The organism is Pseudophaeobacter sp. 1A09344, assembly GCF_041008745.1.
GTDB classification, from domain to species: domain Bacteria; phylum Pseudomonadota; class Alphaproteobacteria; order Rhodobacterales; family Rhodobacteraceae; genus Phycobacter; species Phycobacter gallaeciensis_A.
Genome location: NZ_JAXGFS010000001.1, coordinates 33,963 through 58,275, shown reverse-complemented (window position 1 = coordinate 58,275; position 24,313 = coordinate 33,963). Strand labels below are relative to the sequence as shown.

Annotated in this window: 19 protein-coding genes; 14 read left to right on the top strand and 5 right to left on the bottom strand. The window is 62.1% G+C overall.

Annotated features, from left to right (window positions below):
• The first annotated feature begins 176 nt into the window (after positions 1 to 176).
• The 3 genes from pepN (at position 177) to SM765_RS00220 (ending at position 4,663) form a co-directional block, all read left to right on the top strand.
• On the top strand, positions 177 to 2,741 hold the full coding sequence (gene pepN, locus SM765_RS00230) for an aminopeptidase N (protein WP_368981394.1): 2,565 nt from the start codon (positions 177 to 179) through the stop codon (positions 2,739 to 2,741).
• Between the two features lie 16 nt (positions 2,742 to 2,757).
• Entirely contained in the window at positions 2,758 to 3,204 is a 447-nt protein-coding gene (locus SM765_RS00225) for a hypothetical protein (protein ID WP_274836707.1), read from the top strand.
• Positions 3,205 to 3,364: 160 nt separating this feature from the next.
• Entirely contained in the window at positions 3,365 to 4,663 is a 1,299-nt protein-coding gene (locus SM765_RS00220) for a hypothetical protein (protein ID WP_274833497.1), read from the top strand.
• Between the two features lie 90 nt (positions 4,664 to 4,753).
• On the opposite strand, the gene SM765_RS00215 is transcribed toward SM765_RS00220, so the two are convergent.
• On the bottom strand, positions 4,754 to 7,120 hold the full coding sequence (locus SM765_RS00215; RefSeq protein ID WP_274833495.1) for a Tex family protein: 2,367 nt from the start codon (positions 7,118 to 7,120) through the stop codon (positions 4,754 to 4,756).
• A 127-nt stretch (positions 7,121 to 7,247) separates the two neighbouring features.
• Positions 7,248 to 9,002: a calcium-binding protein gene (locus tag SM765_RS00210; RefSeq protein ID WP_274836706.1), complete on the bottom strand. Its 1,755-nt coding sequence runs from the start codon at positions 9,000 to 9,002 to the stop codon at positions 7,248 to 7,250.
• A gap of 365 nt (positions 9,003 to 9,367) precedes the next feature.
• Between SM765_RS00210 and gatB the strand changes: the two genes are divergently transcribed.
• The 3 genes from gatB (at position 9,368) to SM765_RS00195 (ending at position 13,212) form a co-directional block, all read left to right on the top strand.
• Positions 9,368 to 10,876 (top strand): Asp-tRNA(Asn)/Glu-tRNA(Gln) amidotransferase subunit GatB, encoded by a 1,509-nt coding sequence (gatB, locus tag SM765_RS00205; protein ID WP_274836705.1) that lies wholly within the window; start codon positions 9,368 to 9,370, stop codon positions 10,874 to 10,876.
• Between the two features lie 457 nt (positions 10,877 to 11,333).
• Positions 11,334 to 12,572, top strand: coding sequence for a peptidase T (gene pepT, locus SM765_RS00200; RefSeq protein ID WP_274836704.1), 1,239 nt, complete (start codon positions 11,334 to 11,336; stop codon positions 12,570 to 12,572).
• A gap of 136 nt (positions 12,573 to 12,708) precedes the next feature.
• Positions 12,709 to 13,212: a DUF4177 domain-containing protein gene (locus tag SM765_RS00195; protein WP_274836703.1), complete on the top strand. Its 504-nt coding sequence runs from the start codon at positions 12,709 to 12,711 to the stop codon at positions 13,210 to 13,212.
• A gap of 36 nt (positions 13,213 to 13,248) precedes the next feature.
• Here the strand turns inward: SM765_RS00195 and SM765_RS00190 are convergent, their stop codons facing one another.
• Positions 13,249 to 13,503, bottom strand: coding sequence for a BolA family protein (locus tag SM765_RS00190; RefSeq protein ID WP_274828888.1), 255 nt, complete (start codon positions 13,501 to 13,503; stop codon positions 13,249 to 13,251).
• 106 nt (positions 13,504 to 13,609) lie between these two features.
• Between SM765_RS00190 and SM765_RS00185 the strand changes: the two genes are divergently transcribed.
• The 7 genes from SM765_RS00185 (at position 13,610) to SM765_RS00155 (ending at position 21,016) form a co-directional block, all read left to right on the top strand.
• Complete coding sequence (locus SM765_RS00185) at positions 13,610 to 14,233, top strand: J domain-containing protein (RefSeq protein WP_065273068.1); 624 nt, start codon at positions 13,610 to 13,612, stop codon at positions 14,231 to 14,233.
• A 274-nt stretch (positions 14,234 to 14,507) separates the two neighbouring features.
• Positions 14,508 to 15,488: a cobaltochelatase subunit CobS gene (gene cobS / locus SM765_RS00180; protein ID WP_065273067.1), complete on the top strand. Its 981-nt coding sequence runs from the start codon at positions 14,508 to 14,510 to the stop codon at positions 15,486 to 15,488.
• A gap of 19 nt (positions 15,489 to 15,507) precedes the next feature.
• On the top strand, positions 15,508 to 16,209 hold the full coding sequence (locus SM765_RS00175) for an aspartate/glutamate racemase family protein (RefSeq protein ID WP_274836702.1): 702 nt from the start codon (positions 15,508 to 15,510) through the stop codon (positions 16,207 to 16,209).
• The gene (gene cobT, locus SM765_RS00170) at positions 16,206 to 18,083 is read left to right on the top strand and encodes a cobaltochelatase subunit CobT (RefSeq protein WP_065273065.1); all 1,878 of its coding nucleotides are present in this window, start codon (positions 16,206 to 16,208) and stop codon (positions 18,081 to 18,083) included. Before SM765_RS00175 ends, cobT begins: the two co-directional genes overlap by 4 nt.
• A 12-nt stretch (positions 18,084 to 18,095) precedes the next feature.
• Entirely contained in the window at positions 18,096 to 18,746 is a 651-nt protein-coding gene (locus tag SM765_RS00165; protein ID WP_274833486.1) for a 2-hydroxychromene-2-carboxylate isomerase, read from the top strand.
• Between the two features lie 75 nt (positions 18,747 to 18,821).
• A complete protein-coding gene (locus tag SM765_RS00160) occupies positions 18,822 to 20,612 on the top strand; it encodes an aminopeptidase P family protein (protein WP_274836701.1) in 1,791 nt (596 codons plus the stop codon).
• Between the two features lie 62 nt (positions 20,613 to 20,674).
• Positions 20,675 to 21,016 carry a DUF427 domain-containing protein gene (locus SM765_RS00155; protein ID WP_274836700.1) on the top strand — a complete coding sequence of 114 codons (342 nt, stop codon included), beginning with the start codon at positions 20,675 to 20,677 and terminating at the stop codon, positions 21,014 to 21,016.
• Between the two features lie 332 nt (positions 21,017 to 21,348).
• Here SM765_RS00155 and SM765_RS00150 read toward each other — a convergent pair whose 3' ends face one another.
• Positions 21,349 to 21,540 (bottom strand): hypothetical protein, encoded by a 192-nt coding sequence (locus SM765_RS00150; protein WP_065273789.1) that lies wholly within the window; start codon positions 21,538 to 21,540, stop codon positions 21,349 to 21,351.
• Between the two features lie 91 nt (positions 21,541 to 21,631).
• Here SM765_RS00150 and SM765_RS00145 point away from each other — a divergent pair, with 91 nt between their 5' ends.
• The gene (locus SM765_RS00145; RefSeq protein ID WP_274836699.1) at positions 21,632 to 22,543 is read left to right on the top strand and encodes a LysR family transcriptional regulator; all 912 of its coding nucleotides are present in this window, start codon (positions 21,632 to 21,634) and stop codon (positions 22,541 to 22,543) included.
• Between the two features lie 25 nt (positions 22,544 to 22,568).
• Here SM765_RS00145 and SM765_RS00140 read toward each other — a convergent pair whose 3' ends face one another.
• Complete coding sequence (locus SM765_RS00140; protein ID WP_274833481.1) at positions 22,569 to 24,275, bottom strand: chloride channel protein; 1,707 nt, start codon at positions 24,273 to 24,275, stop codon at positions 22,569 to 22,571.
• Positions 24,276 to 24,313: the final 38 nt, after the last annotated feature.

Here is a 24,313-nt window from a genome sequence, read left to right as displayed (position 1 = left end):
GGCGCCTCCTTGTCTGCTGCCCCGCGCCAAGGGCCGGGCGCGATTTGCGCGCTCTGCGCTTGCTGCTCCGGGCTGCATTGCATACCACTATGCTCAAGATACGGGCGCCCCTGCCTGCCGGTTCAAAACAATCCAGGCAGGAAACGCGCCGCGCCACAGATCCACAGGAGCCCGCCATGAAAGATGCCGCACCCGAAACCGCGCCCGAGACATTCTACCTGAAGGACTACACGCCCTTTGGGTTCGAGGTGCAAAGCGTCGAGCTGACCTTCAGGCTGGCGCCCGGGGCGACACGGGTTCTGAGCCGGATCCACTTTGCCCCGAAGCCCGGCGCGGCAAACCCCGAATTCTTCCTGCACGGCGAACAGCTGAGCCTGATCAGCGCAGCAGTGGATGGCGCCCCCGTGACCCCCACACTTACCGAGGGCGGTCTGACCTGCGATGTGCCAGACCAGCCCTTTGTCTGGGAGGCCGAGGTCGAGATCGCCCCACAGGGGAACACCGCACTCGAAGGGCTTTATATGTCGAACGGCATGTATTGCACGCAATGCGAGGCCGAGGGTTTTCGCAAGATCACCTATTACCCCGACCGCCCCGATGTGATGTCCACCTTCAAGGTCCGCATCGAAGGAGATGAGCCGGTAAAACTCTCAAACGGCAACCCCACCGACAGCGGCGCGGGCTGGGCCGAATGGCACGATCCCTGGCCCAAACCTGCCTATCTCTTTGCTCTGGTGGCGGGCGATCTGGTCAACCATCCCGACAGTTTCACCACCATGTCCGGCAAGGAGGTCGAACTCAACATCTGGGTGCGCCCGGGGGATGAGGGGAAATGCGCCTTTGGCATGGAGGCGCTGAAGAAGTCCATGAAATGGGACGAGGATGTCTATGGCCGCGAATATGACCTAGATATCTTCAACATCGTGGCCGTGGATGACTTCAACATGGGTGCGATGGAGAACAAGGGCCTCAATATCTTCAACTCCTCCTGCGTTCTGGCCTCGCCCGAGACCTCGACCGATGCCAATTTCGAACGCATCGAGGCGATCATCGCGCATGAGTATTTCCACAACTGGACCGGCAACCGCATCACCTGCCGCGACTGGTTCCAGCTCTGCCTGAAAGAAGGTCTGACCGTCTTCCGCGACGCCCAGTTCACCGCCGATATGCGCTCCGCTCCGGTCAAGCGGATTTCGGACGTGATCGACCTGCGCGCCCGCCAGTTCCCCGAGGACGGCGGTCCGCTCGCCCACCCGGTGCGCCCGGAGCAGTTCCAGGAGATCAACAACTTCTACACCGCCACCATCTATGAAAAAGGCGCCGAGGTGATCGGTATGCTGAAACGTCTGGTGGGCGATGAAGATTACGCCAAGGCGGTAACGCTGTATTTTGACCGCCACGACGGGCAGGCCTGCACCATCGAAGACTGGCTGAAAGTTTTTGAGGACGCCACCGGACGCGATCTGTCTCAATTCAAACGCTGGTACAGCCAGGCAGGCACGCCGCATCTGAAAGTGTCGGAAAACTATGCAGATGGCACCTACACGCTGACCTTTGAGCAAAGCACGCCGCCCACCCCAGGTCAGCCGGAAAAGGATCCCCGCGTGATCCCCATCGCGGTCGGCCTGCTCGGTCCGAACGGCGATGAAGTCTGCGCCACCCGGGTGTTGGAAATGACCGGGGCAAAGCAAAGCTTTACCTTCGATGGACTGGCCGCAAAGCCGGTTCCTTCGATCCTGCGCGAATTCTCGGCGCCGGTGATCCTGGAGCGCGAGACATCCAACGCCGAGCGCGCCTTTTTGCTGGCCCATGACACCGATCCCTTCAACCGCTGGGAGGCCGGCAATGCGCTTGCCCGCGAAGCGCGGGTTGCCATGGTGCTCGAAGGCGCCGCGCCGGATGCCGATTACTTGGATGCGCTACAGAAACTGCTGCGCGACGACAGCCAGGATCCGGCATTTCGCGCGCTGGTACTGTCGCCACCCAGCCAGTCCGACATCGCCCAGACCCTGTTTGAGCGCGGCCATGTGCCGGATCCGCAAAAGATCTTTGATGCGGCGGAAACCTTTGCCCAGACCCTGGCACAGCGACTCGCCGACAGCCTGCCCAGGCTTTATGCGGATACCAGCGTTTCAGACGCCTATTCCCCGGATGCGATAAGCAGCGGCAAGCGGGATCTCAACGGGCGCATCCTGTCGCTTCTGACCCGGCTTGACGGCGGTCAGCAAGCGGCGCGCCAGTATGAAGACGCCGACAACATGACCCAGCAATACGCAGCCCTCGCCTGCCTGCTGAAGGCTGAAAAAGGTGATGCGCAATCGCAGGCCTTCTTTGACCAATGGAAAGGCGACCGGCTGGTGATGGACAAATGGTTTGCCTTGCAGATCGCCTCTGCAGCGCCGGAAACCGCTGCGTCCGTTGCGCGCGATCTCACCCAGCATGAATTGTTCACCCTGAAGAACCCCAACCGGTTCCGCGCGGTGATGGGCGCACTGGCAGGCCATCACGCCGGGTTCCACCATGCCTCGGGCGCGGGTTATCGGTTGCTGGCCGAGAACCTGATCGCCCTTGATAAGCTGAACCCGCAGACCACCGCCCGTATGTGCGCCGCCTTCCAGACCTGGAAACGCTACGACGCAGACCGTCAGGCGCTGATCCGGACGGAGCTGGAGCGGATCGCGGGCACCGAGGGGCTGAGCCGTGACACCACCGAAATGGTGACCCGGATCCTGGATGCCTAAGGGGAACTCTCCTCCCATGCCGAAAACCGCCCCCGTGGAAGACTATCACTTCCGTCGGAAGGGGCGGTCTCCCGCACTGGTTCTGGCGCTGACAGCCTGGCTTGCGGCGCTGGCCGGGCTGTATTTCTATGCGCAGGCAACGCCATGGCTGATTGCGCTGTTGTTCCTGCCGGTCATTCCCGGCCTGTTCGATCTGGTAAAGAACCCGGGCTCCGGCCTTGATGTGACGGCGGAGCAGATCGTCTGGTTCACCGGCGGCGAGCGGACGGACCTGCCGCTGTCACGCATCGCGCAGCTGCGGCTTGATACCCGGCTGGATCTTTCGATCCGCGCAACTCTGATCCTGACCACGGGTGAAAAGCTGCGACTGCCGCAGCCCGTCGTGCCGCCTGTGGCCGAGCTGACCCACGCGCTGGATCAGCGCAGCATCGCCCATGAGCGGCATCATTTCTCACTTTTTTAGTATTATTTTACAGGTTTACCCTGTTCATTATACCTTTTCGAAAGGACCTCTCCCGTTTTTCCAGATCGGCTCCTTCAGTTCCCCAGAGCTGCCATTTTTGCGCCGCAATGCGCCATCAGTTTGCGAGGGACGAAGCAGTACCAATTCGCCGGAAACGAGAATGCCAAGATCCCCCTTTCAACTTTCGGATATCCTGTCCCGCCTCCCCGTTTCCCTGCCTGACCGGCTGAAACGACGCGACGCCACGACCGCCGTTGCGGCACCGGCCTCAGTGCGCGCTGAGCCAGCGGCCCACTATGCGCGTCCGGAGGATAGCCTGTCGATCTCGATCTGCACTGAGAGCGACGAGGATACCGCCTGCTGTGCCTTGCAGAAGGAGGGGCAGTTCCTTGCCCGACAAGAGCGCTGGCAGGAGCTCTCGGACCGGATCGCAGAGGCCGATCAGGCACGGTTCACCACTCCCGGCGGCATGCCCGAAGCCGAGCTTCTGGCCTATGGCGCACGCGCCGATGTGGTCAACGCGGTGGAACATGCCCTGAACGATGGGCAGCCCCGCGATCAACGGCAGCTTATCGACGGGGTGATGGCACTAGAGGCCATCCGCAAGGATCACCGCAAAGACCCCTATCTGACCGCGCTGATCGCGCTGGCCCATATCGATATCGGCTGGGTCTGGCGAGGTCCGGGACTTGAGGAAACCGTCTCCAAGGTACACCTACGGCGCTGCGCCGCCCATTTTGAACGCGCTGCCACGCTGCTATCGGGCATCGCGCCCGGTCTGCCCGGCAGCGCCTTCCTTGCAGCGGCGGACTGCGCGCTCTTTGCCGCCCGCCGCGCCGAAACGCTGCATGTGGCCGATGCCTATGCCCGGCTGATCGATCTGGCACCGCAGAACCACCGCCCCATGCGCGCCCTTGGGCTTCAGATGCTGCCACGCTGCTCCGGTTCCTATCCGGCGCTGGAGCTGGAGGCCCGCCGCACCGCTTCGCGCACGCAGGATATCTGGGGCTCCGGTGGCTACACTTGGGTCTATTTCGACGCCCTTGCCACCGACTCGGCAGCCGGGGCCCTGGTCGATCCGCAGTTTTTCATCGACGGGCTGAAGGACATCCTGGCCACCCATCCCTCGCAGGATATGGCGAACCTTCTCAGCGCCTATTGCGCGGTGGCACTGGGCGGCGCGCAGATGGATGGCACGACGCCGCAGACGCCCCGGCAGGAAATCGCAAGCGCCGCCAGCTGGCTGATCCGCGACCACTTGCGCGAAGTACATCCCCTGATCTGGGCCCATGCGGCGAACGGGTTTGACAACAGCGCCCGAGTTACCTCGCTGCGCCGCTTCTCGGCCCGCGGGCAGGCACAGGCTATGAGCTTTATCGCGCAGATTTTCCGGGATGAGATCGCCCATGGCCAGAAGATCGCCATCACTCCGGACGGGCTGCATGTGACCACCGGCTAGGCGCGCGCCCTCGGGCAACGCAGCACTGTCAACAGACACAGAAAAGGCCGGGACATGCCCGGCCTTTTGCGTTGCGGCTTCACCCGACGTTCAGGTTTTCTTGAAGGCATCCATCAGTGCTGCGCCCAGCGCGCCGGTGGCGCCACCTTTATCCTGCGCCGGTTTCCCCTTGGGGCCTGCCGTCATCTTCCCCCGCGCAGGCGGTTTGCCACCGCGACGGTTGCCCGGCCCCTGCCCCGGACCAGCGCCGCGTTCCTTGCGGTTTTCCCGGGCCGACGCGCCGCCGTCCTTTTTCATCGTCAGGGCGATCCGTTTACGCGGCACGTCCACCTCGGTCACGGTGACCTTCACCACCTGCCCGGCTTTCACCACCTCGTGCGGGTCCTTCACGAACCGGTCGGCCAACTGGCTGACATGCACCAGGCCGTCCTGATGCACGCCAATGTCCACGAAGGCGCCAAAGGCCGCGACATTGGTCACCGTACCTTCCAGCACCATGCCGGGTTTCAGATCGGTGATCTCCTCAACCCCGTCGGTAAAGGAAGCGGTGACAAAACTGGGGCGCGGATCGCGGCCGGGTTTTTCCAACTCGCTCAGGATGTCGCGCACCGTAGGCAGGCCAAAGCTCTCATCGACGAAGTCTTCGGCGCGGATGCCGCGCAGGGCGGTATTGTCCCCCATGATCTGACGGATATCCCGCCCGCAGGCCGTCACAATCTTGCGCGCAACGCCGTAAGCCTCGGGGTGCACAGAGGATGCATCCAGCGGCTCCTTGCCGTCCCGGATACGCAGGAAGCCCGCGCATTGTTCAAAAGCCTTGGGGCCAAGCCGCGCAACCTTCAGTAGCTCCTTTCGGGACTGGAACGCCCCGGCGGCATCCCGATGCGCCACGATCGCCTCGGCCAGCCCGAGGCCAAGCCCCGAGACATGCGCCAGAAGCGGCGCCGAAGCCATGTTGAGGTCGACGCCGACGGCGTTCACCACATCCTCGATCACCGCCTCCAGTGATTTCGACAGTTTGTGCTGATCCACATCGTGCTGGTACTGGCCAACGCCGATGCTCTTGGGCTCGATCTTCACCAATTCGGCCAACGGGTCCTGCAGTCGGCGGGCAATGGAAACCGCGCCGCGCAAGGAAACATCGAGATCGGGAAATTCCCGCGCCGCCAGTTCAGAAGCCGAGTAGACTGAGGCGCCCGCTTCGGAGACCACCACCTTGGTCGGCGCCTTGATCTTGGCCGGCAGGTTCTTCAGCACCTCGGCCACCATCCGCTCGGTCTCGCGAGAGGCGGTACCATTGCCGATGGCGATCAGCTCGACTCCGTGCTCCGCGATCAGCTTCAGGATCGATACCTGCGCCCCGCGCAGATCGTTCTTGGGCTGAAACGGATACAGCGTCTCTGTGGCCACCAATTTCCCGGTCGCATCAACCACTGCCGCCTTGACGCCGGTGCGAATGCCCGGGTCCAGCCCGAGGGTCGGCCGCGCACCGGCTGGCGCTGCGAAGAGGAGATCCTTGAGGTTGCGGGCAAAGACCTGGATCGCATCCTCCTGCGCCCGGGCGCGCAGATCGCCCATCAGTTCCAGCATCATCGACAGCGACAGTTTCACCCTCCAGGTCCAGCCTGCGACCTTGCGCAGCCATTTGTCGCCGGGCCCATCGCCGCCAGCCCCCAGAACCGCGGCCACCATGGCCTCGGCCTTTGCCACGCCCTCTTCCGGGTCGGGGCCGATATCCAGCGTCAGCACGCCTTCGTTCGAGCCGCGCAGCATCGCCAGCGCCCGGTGCGAGGGTACATCGGCCCAGCGTTCGCGATGATCGAAGTAATCAGAGAATTTGGCGCCTTCCTGCTCCTTGCCTTCGACCACCCGTGCGGTCAGCAGGGCGTCGCGTTGCAGGAACTCCCGCAGACGCCCCAGAAGGTCGGCGTTCTCAGTCAGGCGCTCGGTCAGGATATCGCGCGCACCGTTCAGGGCATCCTTCACCGTCGCCACCGCCTCGGTGATATAGCCTTCGGCCAACGCCTCGGGCTCAAGGTTGCGGTCGGCAAGGATCGCCTCGGCCAATGGTTCCAGCCCGTTTTCCCGCGCGATCATCGCCTTGGTACGACGCTTGGGTTTGTAGGGCAGATAGATATCTTCAAGCTGCGCCTTGGTCTCAGCCTTGGCAATCTTGGCTGCCAGATCGTCGGTCAACTTGTCCTGACTGCGGATCGATTCGAGAATGGTTCCCCGGCGCGATTCCAGCTCCCGCAGGTAGGATAGGCGCTCGTCCAGGGTCCGCAGCTGGGTATCGTCCAGCCCACCAGTCACCTCTTTGCGGTAGCGGGCGACAAAGGGCACCGTCGCACCCTCATCCAACAACTGCACGGCGGCGCTGACCTGTTTGGCGGCAGCGCCGATTTCGGTTGCGATGGTCTGGGCGATGCGGGCGCTGATCTCGGGCGATGTATCCACGGGCGGGGTCCTCTTCCTTGGCGCGGTCATGGCGCGGGGAGACCCTTCTTAGCCTTGGCGACAGGAGCCGCCAAGGGGGTGACGAATGCACCTGCGCGCATCCGCCATTTTTCAGCCGTCAGGGCGCTCAGAAGTAGATGAAGTCATCCCAGCTGAGCTCAGAGGCACTGACATTTTCAAGCAGCACCGTATCGCCCGCGCCATAGCCAACCAGCGTGCCATCGACCACCGAGGTAATGGTGATGTCCCCCTGGGTCACAACCTGCATTTCCAGCAAGTCGACACCCACTTCGAAATCGGTGATGACGTCAGCATTGCCGCCTTGCTCAAAGGCGAAGACATCGAAACCGACGCCGCCGCTCAGGATGTCATTGCCGGTACCGCCAGCCAAATAGTCAAAGTCGGCACCGCCGCTGATCACATCGTCGCCGTCACCGCCAATCAGGTAGTCAAAGCCATCACCACCAGTGAGAACGTCGTTACCATCCCCGCCAAGCAGATTGTCATCGCCTGCCCCGCCATCCAGCGTGTCGTGTCCAACACCCCCGTCAAGGCTGTCATGACCCGCGCCACCAAACAGCGCATCCTCGCCAAAGTTGCCCAGCAGCTCGTCACTCCCCGATCCGCCATAGACAACATCGTTGCCGCCATCGGCCCAGATGTAGTCATTGCCAAGTCCGCCATCCAGCGTGTCAGCGCCATAGTTGCTGGAGATGATATCGTCCTGGGCGCTGCCGATAAGGTTGCTCGCCTCGATACCGTCGATGGTGATGAAGCGGTTGCTGTAGAGGAATGTCATCTCGCTGAAGTCATAGCTGCCGCCGGCCTCCAGGCGCAGGCCTTCGTCTTGCCCGGCAACCCCCAGCTGGATCTGCTCGATACCGCGCAGCTCTGCATCCGCGCTGATGCGGTTGTTGTCACTGCCGGTGAATTTCAGCGTGTCGATCCCGGAGCCACCGCTCACGACGCCATCCAGGCGCCCGTCCGCCGTCTCGTGCAGGATGAGATCATCGCCGCCGCCCCCGTAAAGGGAATCGCGGCCCTCACCACCATCCAGAGTGTCGCTACCATTGCTGCCGGAGAGAAGGTCGCCGCCAGAGCTGCCGACCAGGTGATCATCGCCATCCCGTCCAAAGATGCGATCATCGCCAGCATCACCCCAGATGTAGTCATCGCCAAGGCCGCCATCCAATGTGTCGTCGCCAGAGTTGCTGATGATACTATCGTCCTGGGCACTGCCGGTGACTTTGGTCGCCAGCGTGCCATCGACAAAGATATCGCCGGTGCTGTCCAGGAACGTAATCGCGCTGAAATTGTAGAGGCCGCCAGACTCAAGCCGCAAATGGCCCGGTGTCTCCGCATCGCCCAGCTGGATCTGCTCAATGTCGATCAGCTGCGCATTCGCACCGATGGAGGCATTGTAGGGGCCGACAAACCTCAGTGTGTCGATCCCGGTGCCGCCGATCACGACGGTGTTCAGAGGCCCGTAAAGCGTGTTGTATTCGATCACGTCGGCGCTATCGGCATCCACCAGGGTAAAGTCCGATTGGTCGATATTGGCGGCATCGACGTTTTGCAGGAAGAAACTGTCACCTTCGCCATAGGTCACAAGGGTACCGCCCTCGACCGAGGAAATCGTGACATCGGACCAGGCCGCGCCCCGAATTTCCAGCGTATCCTGTCCATCGACAAAATCGGTGATGGTGTCCATCCCATCGCCGGAGCGGAAGGCAAAATGGTTAGCACCAGCACCGCCAGTCAGCCTGTCAGAGCCACTTCCCGCGTAGAGGGTGTCGTTGCCAAGACCGCCATCGATCACATCATCGAAAGCGGTTCCGAAAAGGATATCGTCTGCGTCTGTTCCAGTTTTAATATTCGCCATATCGCCGGTGTCCTCTGTTGAAAATGGTATTTGCCATGCGTCAGCAAAAACTCGCACAGGGTGCATTTGCACCCATCAAAACAACCTTATCGAGTCTTTGATGTTTCCAATTTTTCGCTTAGGGCGAGGTGGTCATCTGGGCAGAGGCTCCTTCCCGGCGTCGAATAGCCCTGATTTTGTTATCCCGGCGGGAAAGCCACGGCCCGAAGCGATGGGCACGATCCGCGTCCATCCGGGCCGGACATTTAAAAGAGACACTTTAAACTAAACTGCAGGCCACAGGGGCGCTGCCGCCATTGCCTCTTGCTCCTCGCGCCCGGCAGCCCTAGAACGCTGGGCAAACCAGATATTAGGAGCCGGCACCCATGCTCGACCTGACATATGAACTCCCCAAGCCCAAGGTGATCTCGGGCGCCAAGCATGACTGGGAACTGGTCATCGGCATGGAGGTGCATGCCCAGGTCAGCTCCAATGCCAAGCTATTCTCCGGTGCCTCGACCCAATTCGGCGCCGAGCCGAACTCAAACGTCTCTTTCGTTGATGCGGCGATGCCCGGCATGCTGCCGGTGATCAACGAATATTGCGTCGAACAGGCGGTGCGCACCGGGCTGGGCCTCAAGGCGGATATCAACCTCTGGTCCGCATTCGACCGCAAGAACTACTTCTACCCTGACCTGCCGCAGGGCTATCAGATTTCGCAGCTCTACCACCCCATCGTCGGCGAAGGCGAAGTGCTGGTCGAACTGGGCGACGGCACCGCGCGCATGGTGCGGATCGAGCGCATCCACATGGAGCAGGACGCGGGCAAATCGATCCACGACATGGACCCCAACATGTCCTTTGTCGACCTGAACCGCACCGGCGTCTGCCTGATGGAGATCGTCTCGCGCCCCGACATCCGTGGCCCAGAAGAGGCCGCCGCCTATATCGCCAAGCTGCGCCAGATCATGCGTTACCTCGGCACCTGCGATGGCAACATGCAGAACGGCAACCTGCGCGCCGACGTCAACGTGTCTATCTGCCTGCCGGGCGCCTATGAGAAATACCAGGAAACCCAGGATTTCTCGCATCTCGGCACCCGCTGCGAGATCAAGAACATGAACTCCATGCGCTTCATCCAGCAAGCAATCGAGGTGGAAGCCCGCCGCCAGATCGCCATCGTCGAAGCTGGCGGACAGGTCGAGCAAGAAACCCGTCTTTACGATCCGGACAAGGGCGAGACGCGCTCCATGCGTTCCAAGGAAGAAGCGCATGATTACCGCTACTTCCCCGATCCTGACCTGCTTCCGCTGGAGATCGAACAGGACTGGGTAGACGGTATCGCCGCCAACCTGCCCGAGTTGCCGGACGAGAAAAAGGCCCGCTTTATCGCGGACTTCGGCCTCACTGACTATGATGCTTCGGTGCTGACCGCGGACGTGGAATCGGCCGCCTATTTCGACGAGGTCGCCAAGGGCCGCAACGGCAAACTGGCCGCCAACTGGGTGATCAACGAGCTGTTCGGCCGCCTGAAGAAAGAAGACCACGACATTACCGACAGCCCGGTCTCCCCGGCGCAACTGGGCGGGATCATTGACCTGATTTCCTCGGACGCCATTTCCGGCAAAATCGCCAAGGACCTGTTCGAGATCGTCTACACCGAAGGTGGCGACCCCGCGAAGATCGTCGAAGAGCGCGGCATGAAGCAGGTGACCGACACCGGTGCGATTGAGACCGCACTGGACGAGATCATCGCCGCCAACCCCGCGCAGGTGGAAAAGGCCAAAGTGAACCCGAAACTGGCGGGCTGGTTCGTCGGTCAGGTCATGAAGGCCACCGGCGGCAAGGCCAACCCCAAGGCGGTGAACGAGTTGGTCGCCAAGAAACTGGGCTGAGCCAAAGCACATCGATTACGAAAGGCGCTCCACCCGGGGCGCCTTTTTTTTGTTACAGCCAACAAACCGCGCCAAACGCCCGGTCGCCAGACCGGGCAGCCCCCGCCCGCCCCGTCAAACCAAAGGTTTGCCTCCGGCAAAACGCGGGGGCTTCTCCCCCATCCCGGTCGGGCGCTGCCCTTCTTGTTTGATAGCCAGACATCAACAGGCTTTTTCCAACTGCTTTCCCCTTTGGCCAAGCAAGTGGCCTAGGCCCGCGGTTGTTCAGGACTCGGATGCGGTCCTGCAATTTCCCTGCAATGGCGGACTGCAGGCTTTCATATTGGCGCGCCCTAGATCTCCCGCCGCTCCCAACTCGCGCCACCCGCACTCCCTTTAGGTTGCAAGCCTGCCCTTGACCCTTGCCGCGCTCTGGCCCAGCCTGCCGCCCAACGAACACCTCGCTACGGAGCACCCCATGAAAACCCAATTCGATCAGGCCCTTCAGGACCGATTGGTGCGCTATGCCGCCATCGACAGTCAAAGCGATGAGACCTCGCCTTCCTCCCCCAGCACCGCGATCCAATTCGATATGCTGAACCTGATGGTCGAGGAGTTGAAAGAGATCGGCGCGCAGGATGTGGAGCTGACCGAATACGGCACGGTACTCGCCACCGTGCCCGGCACGGCAGAGGGGCCGACCGTGGGGTTCCTCGCCCATGTGGACACCGCGCCGCAGTTCAACGCCACAGGGGTCAAGCCACGCGTGATCAAGGGTTATAATGGCGGCGACATCACATATCCCGACAATCCCGATCTGGTGCTCTCGCCCAAGGACCACCCCTATCTGGCGGGCAAGGAAGGGCATGACCTGATCACCGCCTCGGGCACCACCCTGCTCGGCGCCGATGACAAGGCGGGCGTTGCCGTGGTGATGACGCTGGCGCAGCACCTGATCGACAATCCAGACATCCCCCATGGCCCCATCCGCATCGCCTTTACCCCGGACGAAGAGATCGGCCGCGGCGTCGATCCGCAACTGCCCAAGGATCTTGGCGTCGATTTCGCCTATACGCTGGATGGCAGCGATGTGGGTGAGATCATTTATGAAAGCTTCTCGGCTGACCGCGCCGTGGTGACGATCAAGGGCGTGTCGATCCACCCCGGCTGGGCCAAGGAGAAGATGGTCAACGCAGCGCATCTGGCCTCCAAGATCATCCAGACCCTGCCCCAGGCCACGATGACGCCGGAAACGACCGATGAGCGCGAGGGTTTCCTGCATGTGACCGACATGAACGGTGGTTCCTCCGAGATGGAGATCAAGCTGATCCTGCGCGATTTCGAGCGGGGCGGGCTGGCCGCCAAGGGGGATCTTCTGCGCAAGGTCTGCGACGCCGTGCAGGCAAGCGAGCCGCGCGCGGAGATCACCTGCGAGATCTACCCGCAGTATCGCAACATGCGTTACTGGCTGGAGGATGACATGACCCCGGTGGATCTGGCGCTGGAGGCCTGCAAGGCCAATGGGATCGAGCCGATCTCGATCCCGATCCGCGGCGGCACCGATGGATCGCGCTTGACCGAGCTTGGCGTGCCGACGCCGAATATCTTCTGCGGCATGCAATGCGTGCACGGACCGCTGGAATGGGTTTCGGTGCAGGACATGGCCGCGGCGACGAACGTCTGCCTGACCCTGGCGCAGCTGGCTGCGAAGAAGTAACCGCCCCCACCGCGCGGCGCCCTGTCGCCGCCGCAGATGTAGAGAGAATGTCACGGCCTGCGCCGCGTTCCGGCGGCGCAGCTTGACCCCTCGCCTGCATCCGCTAAACCTTCGGGCTAGTCGTCAGGAGTCCGGCATGCAGCCTTATGAATACAAAGTGGTTCCCGCCCCGCATAAGGGCACCAAGGCTAAGGGCGTGAAAACCCCCGAGGATCGCTTTGCCCACTCGGTCGAGATCACCCTTAACCAGATGGCCGCTGAAGGCTGGGAATACCAGCGCGCAGAACTGCTGCCCTCGGACGAACGTTCCGGGCTGACCGGATCGACAACCAACTGGCGCAATGTGCTGATCTTCCGCCGTGCGCTGGCCCCTGCCCCCGTGCAGCAGGCCCCAGCAGAGGACACAGCCGCGGCCGCCCCGCCGCTGACGGCCACGGCTGGCGATCCCGAAGCCCCATCAGGCGCAACCCCAGTTCCCGGCCCCGGCGCAGCGCAGATGCAGGGCGACGACGGTGTCGAAGAACTCAGCCCGGTTTCGGGCGTGACGACCGCGCTCAAAACCCGGGCCAGCCTGTCAGCGACACGCGATCTGCCTGAAAAACCGACAGGCGATCCCGAAGACGACTCCGGAACCCGCTGAGGATACCGCGCCCGCTTGGGGCGCAATAAGCCGTGCTTAACTGCCGATATCCAGCGCCAGCGCGTGAATACGCGGCACGATATCACCCAATGCCTTGTGGACCGCGCGGTGCTGCTGAACCCGGTTCATCCCGGCGAAGGCCGCAGCGCGGATTTTCACATTAAAGTGACTCTCACCCGCGCCGTCATGACCGGCATGTCCGATATGGCTGTCGCTGTCGTCGACGACCTCCAGATGGCTGGGCTGGAACGCCTCTTGCAGGCGCATTTCCATTTCGCTCTTCACGCTCATTTTCCGCTCACTCTCATAAAAATTTCCCCTCCCCCCTTCTATCTTCTGCCCCTTAGACTAAACTGCTTGCTCCGAGTCGAGCAGATCCGTCTAGAAGGTGCGCCCCATGAGCAAATCAGATCCCTTTGGTTTCGATATGTCCGTCCGCTCCGCGAAAAAGAAAAACCCACGCGGGCGACGTGCCGTATCCGGAGCCTCAGAAACATCGGTGCGAACCTGCGCCAAGGACGGCTGCGAGGAAGCCGGCAAGTTCCGCGCCCCCAAAGCCCCCGATGTGCTGGATGAATACGTCTGGTTCTGTCAGGAACATATCCGGGAATACAATCAGAAATGGAACTTCTTCCAGGGCACGACCGAGGCTGAATTGAACGCACAGGCCTCCAAAGACAAGGTCTGGGAACGTCAGACCCGCCCGATGGGCGACCCCGAGGCCCGCGCCTGGGCGCGCCTGGGCATCGAGGACCCGCATCAGGTGCTGGGGGCCAATGCCACCCGCAACCCCGGCAAGAACGCGAAATCCGGCCGCCGCCTGCCCGCCACCGAGCGCCGCGCACTGGAAATCCTGGAGGCCCGCGACGACTGGTCCAAGGCTGAGATCCGCAAGGCCTACAAGAAACTGATCAAGGTTCTGCACCCGGATATGAACGGCGGCGACCGCAGTCAGGAAGAACAGCTGCAAGAGGTTGTCTGGGCCTGGGACCAGCTGAAAGAGAGCCGCAGCTTCAAATAACCGATCTGCGCATTTTGTGATCAGGGCCCCACCGGGGCCCTTTTTCGTTCAGGATCTGGCCGTCGTACATTCTTCGCTCTAAGCCCGTTTCAGCGCTCCCCGTATACGCTCATATCCTCTGCCACAGCCCGCCAAACACGCATCCACCGCGGTGAGACGTCGCGCAATTGTACCGCTCACATACCTTTCGCTTGCCCTTCTCCGTCAGATCGGGCACCAATCCCCCGAATTACGCCCCCAGACCGCCGGGGCACAGAGATAAGGATCGACTGCTATGAGCGACGGCATGCTGGATATGAATGCGAAACCGACCGAGACCATTTCGGTCCGTGATGTGTTCGGGATTGACACCGACATGACCGTCAAGGGCTTTGCCGAAGGCTCTGACCGGGTGCCGGCGCTGGATCCGACCTACAAGTTCGACCCCGACACCACGCTGGCCATCCTTGCGGGCTTTAGCCACAACCGCCGCGTGATGATCCAGGGCTATCACGGCACGGGTAAATCGACCCACATCGAACAGGTCGCTTCCCGCCTCAACTGGCCCTCGGTGCGCGTCAACCTCGACAGCCACATCTCCCGGATCGACCTGATCGGTAAGGATGCGATCAAACTGCGCGACGGCAAGCAGGTCACCGAATTCCACGAAGGCATCTTGCCTTGGGCGCTGCGCAATCCGGTTGCCATCGTATTCGACGAATACGATGCGGGCCGTGCCGACGTGATGTTCGTGATCCAGCGGGTCCTGGAGCATGACGGCAAGCTGACCCTGCTCGATCAGAACGAGATCATCACCCCGAACCCCTTCTTCCGCCTGTTCGCCACCGCGAACACCGTCGGTCTGGGCGATACCACGGGCCTTTACCACGGTACGCAGCAGATCAACCAGGCCCAGATGGACCGCTGGTCGCTGGTCTCCACGCTGAACTACCTCAGCCACGATGCCGAAACAGCCATCGTCCTGTCCAAGGCACCGCATTACAACACCGAGAAGGGCCGCAAGATCGTCAGCCAGATGGTCACCGTTGCGGATCTGACCCGGACCGCCTTCATGAACGGCGACCTGTCCACCGTGATGTCGCCGCGGACCGTGATCAACTGGTCGCAGAACGCCGAGATTTTCCGCGACGTGGGCTATGCCTTCCGGCTGTCGTTCCTGAACAAATGCGACGAGCTGGAACGTCAAACCGTGGCCGAGTTCTATCAGCGTTGCTTTGACGAGGAACTGCCCGAAAGCGCGGCAAACGTCGCCTGAACCCGGTAAGGACACTCCCATGCATATCGGCCTGATCGGTGGAATCGGCGTTGCGGCCACGGTGGTTTATTACCAGCGGCTGACGGCGGCGATGGCCGCACGGGGCCTGCCGCTGGAGCTGACCGTCGTCCATGCCGATGTGCAGGAGCTGATCCGCAACAATCTGTCGGACAACCGCGCGGCGCAGGCCGAAATCTATGCAGGATTGATCGACCGTCTGCGCGGCGCCGGGGCCGATTGCGTCGCCATCACCTCTTTGGGCGGGCATTTCTGTTTCGACGAAACAGTGGCGCTGTCGTCCCTGCCGCTGGTCTCGGCCGTCACGCCGCTGGACGATTATTTTGCGGCACAGGGGCTGAACACCGTCGGTCTGCTGGGCACCCGCGTGGTGATGAAGACGGGCCTTTATGGGCAATTGAAGAAAACCCGCGCCGTGGCGCTGGAGGATGAGATCGAGGACCTGGGCCAAAGCTATCAGGACATGGCCGTCGCCGGGGTATGCACGCCGCAAAAGCGGGCGCTGTTCCTAGATGCAGGACAGCGGATGGTCGATGGTCTAGGCGCCGATGCCATCGTGCTGGCGGGCACCGATCTCAACCTGGCGTTTGACGGGCAGGATCCGGGCTATAGGGTGGTAGATGCGCTGGATGTGCATGTGGACCTGCTGGCGCGGCTGGCGGCCGATGAAGCCGACCTCGATGAAGTGAGAGCGAAAATATGAGCAAACCGACCGACAACCCGGCAGATCCGTTCAAAAAGGCGCTGGCCGAAGCGACCAAGGTGATGGCCGACGATTCCGAACTGTCGGTCAGCTACACGGTCGACCCGGCCGGGCTTTCGGGCGATTCCATGCGCCTGCCGCAGGTCTCCCGCCGGATGACGCGCGAGGAAGTGCTGTTGGCCCGCGGCACTGCGGATGCGCTCGCTTTGCGCCACAAGTTCCACGACGATGCCGTCCACGCGAAATACGCACCGCAAGGCGAGATGGCCCGTGATCTGTACGAGGCGATGGAAACCGCCCGCTGCGAGGCGATGGGCGCGCGCCACATGCCGGGCACCGCCTCCAACATCGACGTCAAGATCCGCAACGAGGCGATCCGGCGCGGCTATGATCAGATGAAATCCTCGACCGAGGCGCCGCTGGCTGCTGCTGCGGGCTATCTGGTAAGGCAGATGGCCACGGGCCGCCCGCTGCCCGAAGGTGCCGCCAACGTGGCCGAACTGTGGCGCGGTTATATCGAGGCCGAAGCCGGTGAAACGCTCGGCGACCTCGAAGAGAAAATTGCCGATCAGGCGGAATTCGCCCGCTTTGCCCGCCAGATTATCACCGATCTCGGCTATGGCGACCAGCTGGGCGATGACCCCGATCAGCCGGATGAGGATCAGGAAGACCAGGCCGAAGAGGACGCCGAAGAGCAGCAGGATCCCGACAGTTCCGGCGAAGATGATTCCGACGACGAACAGGCCGATGCGGATGCCGAACAGGCGCAGGAGCAGCAGCAAGACGAAAGCCAGGCCCAGGTCTCGATGGACGAGATGGCTGAGGACGAGCTGTCGGAAGAAACCGAAATGCCCGATGGCGAGGCGCCGCTGGACCCGCCCCCGCCGCCGCCTGCCTCAGAAGCGGATCCCGACTACAAGGTGTTCTTGGACACCCACGACGAGGAAATCGCCGCAGAAGATCTGGCCGAACCAGCCGAGCTGGAGCGCCTGCGCGCCTATCTCGATCAGCAGCTGGAACCGTTGAAAGGCGCGGTTTCCCGCCTTGCCAACAAGCTGCAGCGCCGTCTTCAGGCGCAGCAGAACCGCTCCTGGGAGTTCGACCTGGAAGAGGGCATTCTGGACGCAGGCCGTCTCGCGCGCGTTGTCGCCAACCCGACCACCCCGCTGTCGTTCAAGCGCGAAAAGGATACCGAGTTCCGCGACACCGTGGTGACGCTGCTTCTCGACAACTCCGGCTCGATGCGGGGGCGTCCGATCTCGATCGCGGCGATCTGCGCCGACGTTCTCGCCCGCACCCTTGAACGCTGCAACGTGAAGGTCGAGATCCTCGGCTTTACCACCCGCGCCTGGAAGGGCGGCATGGCGCGCGAGGCCTGGCTGAACGAAGGCCGCCCGCAACAGCCCGGGCGCCTGAACGATCTCCGCCACATCATCTACAAGGGCGCCGATGTGCCCTGGCGCCGGGCGCATCCGAACCTTGGCCTGATGATGAAAGAGGGCCTGTTGAAAGAGAACATCGACGGTGAGGCGCTGGAATGGGCGCACCGCCGGATGGTCGGCCGTCCCGAGGCGCGCAAGATCCTGATGGTGATTTCCGACGGCGCGCCGGTAGATGATTCTACCCTGTCGGTGAACCCGGCGAACTTCCTGGAAAAACACCTGCGCGATGTGATCGCCATGGTGGAGAAGAAAAAGCAGGTGGAGCTTCTGGCCATCGGCATCGGCCATGACGTCACGCGCTACTACGACCGCGCGGTGACCATTACCGATGTCGAACAACTCGCCGGAGCCATGACCGAACAGCTGGCGGCGCTGTTTGACAGCGACCCGCGCGCCCGCGCCCGTGTCATGGGCATCAAGAAGGCCAGTTAAGAGAGCCCCGGCATGGCGCAGCGCAAGATCGAATATTTCTACTCCACCCATTCCGCCTATGCCTATCTTGGCTCCAGGCGGCTGGCAGAAATCTGCGCGGCCCATGACTGCCAACTGATCCACCGCCCCTTTTTGTTGTCGCCAGTGGTGGAGCAGGCAGGCGGGCGTCCCTTTGCCGGGCGCAGTCAGGCGCATGTCGATTACTTCTTCGGACGCGAGATCGAACGCTGGGCCGCCTATCGCGGTGTTCCGATCATTACCTACCGTCCGACCTACCATGACAACGCCCTGACCCTTTCCAGCGGCATGGTGATCATGGCCGAACGTCTGGGGCAGGACGTTGATGCCCTTGCCCATGCGTTGCTTGAGGCGCATTGGCGCGATGACATCGACCTGATGAACCCCGAGCAGCTGTCACAGGCTGCACGAAACGCCGGGCTTGACCCCGAACCGCTGCTTGCAGGTGCGATGGCGCCCGATGTGCAGGCGGTTCTACAGGCAAATACCGATGCGGCCCTGCGGATGCATCTGTTCGGCTCACCGACCTATGTGCTGGATGGGGATCCCTATTACGGACAGGACCATCTGGAACTGCTGGAATTCGGCCTGCGCCAGCCCTTCCCCGACACCACCTTTCAGAACCCACCTGTCGGCGCGGCCTGAATTTCCCGGGTTGCACCCGGCCCCGCTTCGCTGTTCTCTGGCGCGGTTGACACCCGCCAACGCAGGAGGCTCCCCATGTTTCAGTCATTCGACGTCACCGCCCGCCCGGATCAGGGGCCGCCCCGGCTGCAGGCACTGCGCGCAGAGCTGGATCGGGAGGCGCTGGATGGCTTCCTTGTCCCCCGCGCCGATGCGCATCAGGGTGAATACGTCGCCCCGCGGGACGACCGGCTTGCCTGGCTGACCGGCTTTACCGGCTCTGCAGGGTTTTGCGCGGCCATGGCCCATGTCGCGGGTGTCTTCATCGACGGACGCTACCGCACGCAGGTGAAACAGCAGGTCGCTGATGTCTATACCCCAGTGCCCTGGCCCGAGGTCCAGCTGCACGACTGGCTGAAGAAACAGCTGCCGGATGGCGGTCGCGTCGGGTTTGATCCATGGCTGCACGCCACCGGCCAGATCGCCGACCTACGCAGACAGCTGGACGGCAGCGGCATCATGCTTGTCGATTGTGAAAACCTGGTGGACCGCATCTGGGAGGACCAGCCTGCACCGCCCGCAGAGCCCGTCATCGCCCACCCCGAGGCGTACGCCGGGGAAAGCGCCGCCGACAAATGCGGACGGCTGGCCAAGGACCTGCGCGAGGCCGGACAAGAGGCCGCCCTGATCACCCTACCCGACAGCATCATGTGGCTGCTGAACATCCGCGGATCGGACATTCCACGCAATCCGGTCGCCCATGGCTTTGCCATCCTGCACAGTGATGCGCGTGTGGACCTGTTCATGGAGCCGTCGAAACTGGAGGGGCTGGCGGATCACCTGGGCGCAGGCGTAACCGTGCATCCACCTGCCGGTTTCCTGAATGCCGTGGGCGCGCTCAATGGCGCCGTGGCGGTGGACCGGGACAGCCTGCCGCAGATCGTTGCCGAGACTCTGGGCGCCCGTCTTCAGCCGACAGGCGACCCCTGCGCCCTGCCCAAGGCCTGCAAGAACGCGGCAGAGATCGAAGGCAGCGCCGCCGCCCACCTGCGCGATGGCGCCGCCGTGGTGGAACTGCTGGCCTGGCTCGACGACCAGCCGCCGGGTAGCATCACAGAAATCGACGTGGTCAAGCAGCTGGAAACGCTGCGCCGCCGCGACGACAAGCTCCGCGATATCAGTTTTGACACCATTTCGGGCACCGGGGCCAATGGCGCCGTGATCCACTACCGCGTCACGGTCGAGACCGACACGGTACTGCAGGACGGCGATCTGCTGGTTCTGGACAGCGGCGGGCAGTATCTGGATGGTACCACCGACATCACACGCACCATTGCTATTGGCGCCCCGGGAGCCGAGGAACGCGCCGCCTTTACCCGCGTGCTGCAGGGCATGATCGCAATCTCGCGCCTGCGCTGGCCACAGGGACTGGCCGGGCGCGACATCGAGGCCATCGGGCGGATGCCGCTGTGGCTGGCCGGGCAGGATTTCAATCATGGTCTGGGCCATGGCGTCGGCGCCTACCTCAGCGTACACGAAGGCCCGCAGCGCCTCAGCCGTGCCTCTGCGGTACCGCTGCAGCCAGGTATGATCCTGTCCAATGAACCGGGGTATTACCGCGAAGGTGCCTTTGGCATCCGGATCGAGAACCTGATCGTCGCGCAAAAGGCCCCTGCCCTGCCCGGCGGCGACGCAGAGCGGGACATGCTGGACTGGCGCACCCTGACCTTTGTCCCGATCGACCGGCGGCTGATTGACGCAGATATGCTATCAAGGGAAGAACGCGACTGGCTGAATGCTTATCATGCGCAGGTCGCCCAGAAAATCCGCCCAATGATCAGCCCTGCCGCACAGGCCTGGCTGGACGTGGCGACTGCGGCGATCTGATACCCGGCTGTTACATTGCCGGGGCAAGACATGCATACCAATGACGAGATGGGGAAAATAACATGAGCAAGATCCGAATTCGCAAGGCAGATGGCACCTGGGTGGTGCGCTCGGGCGGGGCCGTTCTGGGCGAAACCAGCCGCGCACTAGAGCTGAGCGAAGAGGGTCATGCGCCGGTCATCTATTTCCCACGCGAAGACATCGCCATGGCCTTTCTCGATCCGAGCAGCAAGACGACGCATTGCCCGCACAAGGGCGATGCCTCCTATTTTTCCATCGTAAACAAATCCTCGGTGACCGAAGACGCTGTCTGGAGCTATGAGGACCCAATCAGTGACGTGGGCGAAATAAAAGGCTATTTGGCGTTTTATCCCAGTGACTCGGTGAAGATCGAACAGATTTGAATCTGCCGGGTCAGCAGGGCCGCCTTTTACGGCACAGCTTCTAGGCGGCACAGCGTTTTACCGGCGCTGTGCCGTTTTCAAAGCCACTAAGAACCGATAGCAATCATTAAATTTAAACTGACCGACAGCGGTACCGCGCGACCTGCGCGTATCATTAACAATTATACAAAATTTTGGACCGCCTATACTTCCGTGCCCTTGCCAATGAGGGGCTCGAAGCTAGATCACGGTCGGCACCTATTCCGGCGCCCGCGGCCGGTCAAAGCGGCCCATCAGGACCGCCCCGATATCAGGATTTCAAAGTGGCCCATCCGCCTGAAAGCAGATCAGCCCTACAACAGTACAGAACGGACCAAATGCCGTTTTGCCTGTTCCAGAGCTTCCCCCGACCCAAAGACATTTGCGTCTCTGGCGCATTCGATTGCGTAGTTGACCAACGCTTCGAGGGCCGCCTGTTCTTTGTCCTGCTCGCTCGTTTTGTTTTGTACTTCGACCTCTTTCGGGTCGAATTTATAAGTACGCATATTTTCCCTTCCGCACCCCATTTACGCCCGTTGCCGTTAACTTTACTTAAAAAAGCGGTTCATCCAATCCAGCGAAAGAAAAAATTAATAAATGCGTGACGTAGATACATCTCAGTTGAGTGGTCGCCTGCTTCGGGTCTTTTTAACAGTTTACGATGAAATGTCCGTCAGCAAGGCGGCTGAGCAGCTGAACATCAGCCAATCCACCGTCAGTCATAACCTGGAAAAACTGCGCTGCATCATAGGCGACAAGTTGTTCGTGCAGGCCGGGCGCGGCATCGTTCCCAGCCCACGCGCGGAACGCCTGGTGCCCAAGGTTCGACGCCTGTTGGCCCAGATGGATGCGCTGGTGGACCATGGGGAATACGTCCCCGCCAATGACCCCGATCCGTTTGTGATCGCCACAAACGGCGGCGTTCTTGTCCCCGAGGTCAACCGAACCTGTACGCGCATCTGGCAGGAAGTTCCCAGAAAACGCATGGTGTTCCGCGAGCTTGGCCCCAGCGCGAATGCCGAAAACCTGCTGGAGCGTGGGATTGCCGATTTTGCCATTGCCCCCCGCCCCGAAGTCTATCCCGCGACCCTGTGCCATGCGCATCTTTTCTCCGAGGGCTTCCGGGTCTTTTACGATCCTGAGGTGCGCGGACCGATAAAGGACGTCTACGACTACTCTGGCGCCAGCCATGCCACGCTGGATTTCGGCGGCCCCTACAAAAGCACCGTGCAGAGCGCGCTGGAGGCTCTCAACCTGTCACGCGACATTGCCGTCAGCGTGCCGAATGTCTGGCTGCTGGCCGAGGTGATCCGTGGCACCGACACGGTTGCCACCCTGCCGGCCATGCTAATAAATTCTGCGTTCCGGGGGTTCAGCAGTTCTCCGCTACCGCTGAGCGTTCCGGATGCAGAATTTGATCTGGTCTGGCATCGCCGGTTCGATGGATCATCCAGATTGGCATGGCTACGTGAGATTCTCACCGAAACCCTGAAACAGCCCGCCAGCTGAGGCACACCAGAACCGCCCCCGGGTCTTAGCTGTGTTCCTCTGCAGCCGTTGCCACTAGGGCGCGGTTATAGGCCTTCAGCGCATCCACGTGGTAGAGCACCCCAAGAAGGCGGCCCTGCTGCTCAGCATCGCTCGGCGCGGGCACGTCATCCGGAGCAACCACCGGCAAGAACGGCACATCCGCCCGGTCGAACACCGGCAGCACCGCCTCCAGCGACTGATCGGGGCGCAGCATCAGTCCTTGATCAATCAGCGGAGCGCAGTCCTCTGGCGTGGCGCAGCGCGGATCCCCCAGCGGCCGCATCAACCCACCCACCTGCAACAGCGCCAGCAGATAGGCCTGCGGCCCGGCCGCGCAATGCAGATTGCGCCGCTCCAGCTGGGTCAGGAAGAACGACCGGTCCACCAGCCGCGAGGCCAGCGCCGTCGACAGGGAGACCGAAACCATGACCGCAAGGCCGATTTGCCAGTCTCCGGTCAGCTCGAATACGATCAGCGTGGTCGAGATCGGCGCCCCTAGAACGGCAGCCGCGACCGCCCCCATGCCCGCAAAGGCATAAAGCGTATGCGTCCCTGACACTTCCGGCAGGACCGATGTCGCGATCAGCCCAAAGGACAGGCCGGTCATCGCTCCGATCATCAGCGACGGTGAAAACACCCCGCCCCCCATGCGCCCGCCCATGGTGATGGCCACGGCAGCGGTTTTCACCACGGTGAACAGGATGGCCTGCGACAGCACCAACCCACCAGTAAGCGCCAGCACCGTCGTCTCATAGCCAACCCCGATGATATGCGGAAACCAGATCGCAATCGCCCCCAGAAGAAAGCCAGAGACCGCCGGGCGCAGCCAGCGCGGGATCGATAGAGCTGTCTGGATATCGGTTCCCACTCGATCTGCCCAAAAAATCGAGCGCATGAGCACCACGGCGACCAGTCCACAAATCAACCCGAGCATCAAAAAGGCAGGTAGCTCGACATAGAACTGCAAGGCGCCCGGCGTGGTCAGCGTGAATTCCGTAACATCGCCATATTCCAACCGGTTGATCACCGTGCCCGCGACCGAGGCGATGGCGATGGGCGCAAAGGCATGCACAGCAAAATGCCGCAACACAACCTCAAGCGCGAACAGCGCACCGGCGATAGGCGCGTTGAAGCTCGCAGAAACTGCCGCTGCCACCGCACAGCCCAAAAGATCGCGCCCGGTGATGCCATCGGCCTTGATCCGGTCGCTGACCCAGCTGGAAATGACGCCTGCAAGGTGCACCACTGGCCCTTCGCGCCCCGCCGATCCGCCGGTCGACAGCGTCAGGAAGGACGCCATGGCCGACCCAAGCCCGGCGCGGATTTCGACGCGGCCATTGCGCATTGCCGCCCCTTCGATCACATCGGCAACCGAACGCACCCGCCCATCGGGGGTGAAATTGTGCAGGATGATTCCGACGACCAGCCCACCCACGGTGGGGATCACCAGCAGCATGTACCACGGCAGATCCTGCGCGAAACTGTGCAGAAAATGAATATCCTCGGCGCCATAGATCCAAGCCTGAAGGGCGGTAATCCCCTTTCGGAACAGCAAGGCCGCAAAACCGGCCGAGATACCGATCAGCAAGGCGATCATCCAGAATTGAAACTGGCTTGGCCCGCGATGCAAAAGAATACGCCAGACATCGCGCAGCCATGCAAGACCCTGCATCGCCAGCACCTTTGCCCCGGTCCGGGAATTATGCTTCATTGTTCGCCTTCAGTTTCCTGCCCCCCTCAAAGCAGAGA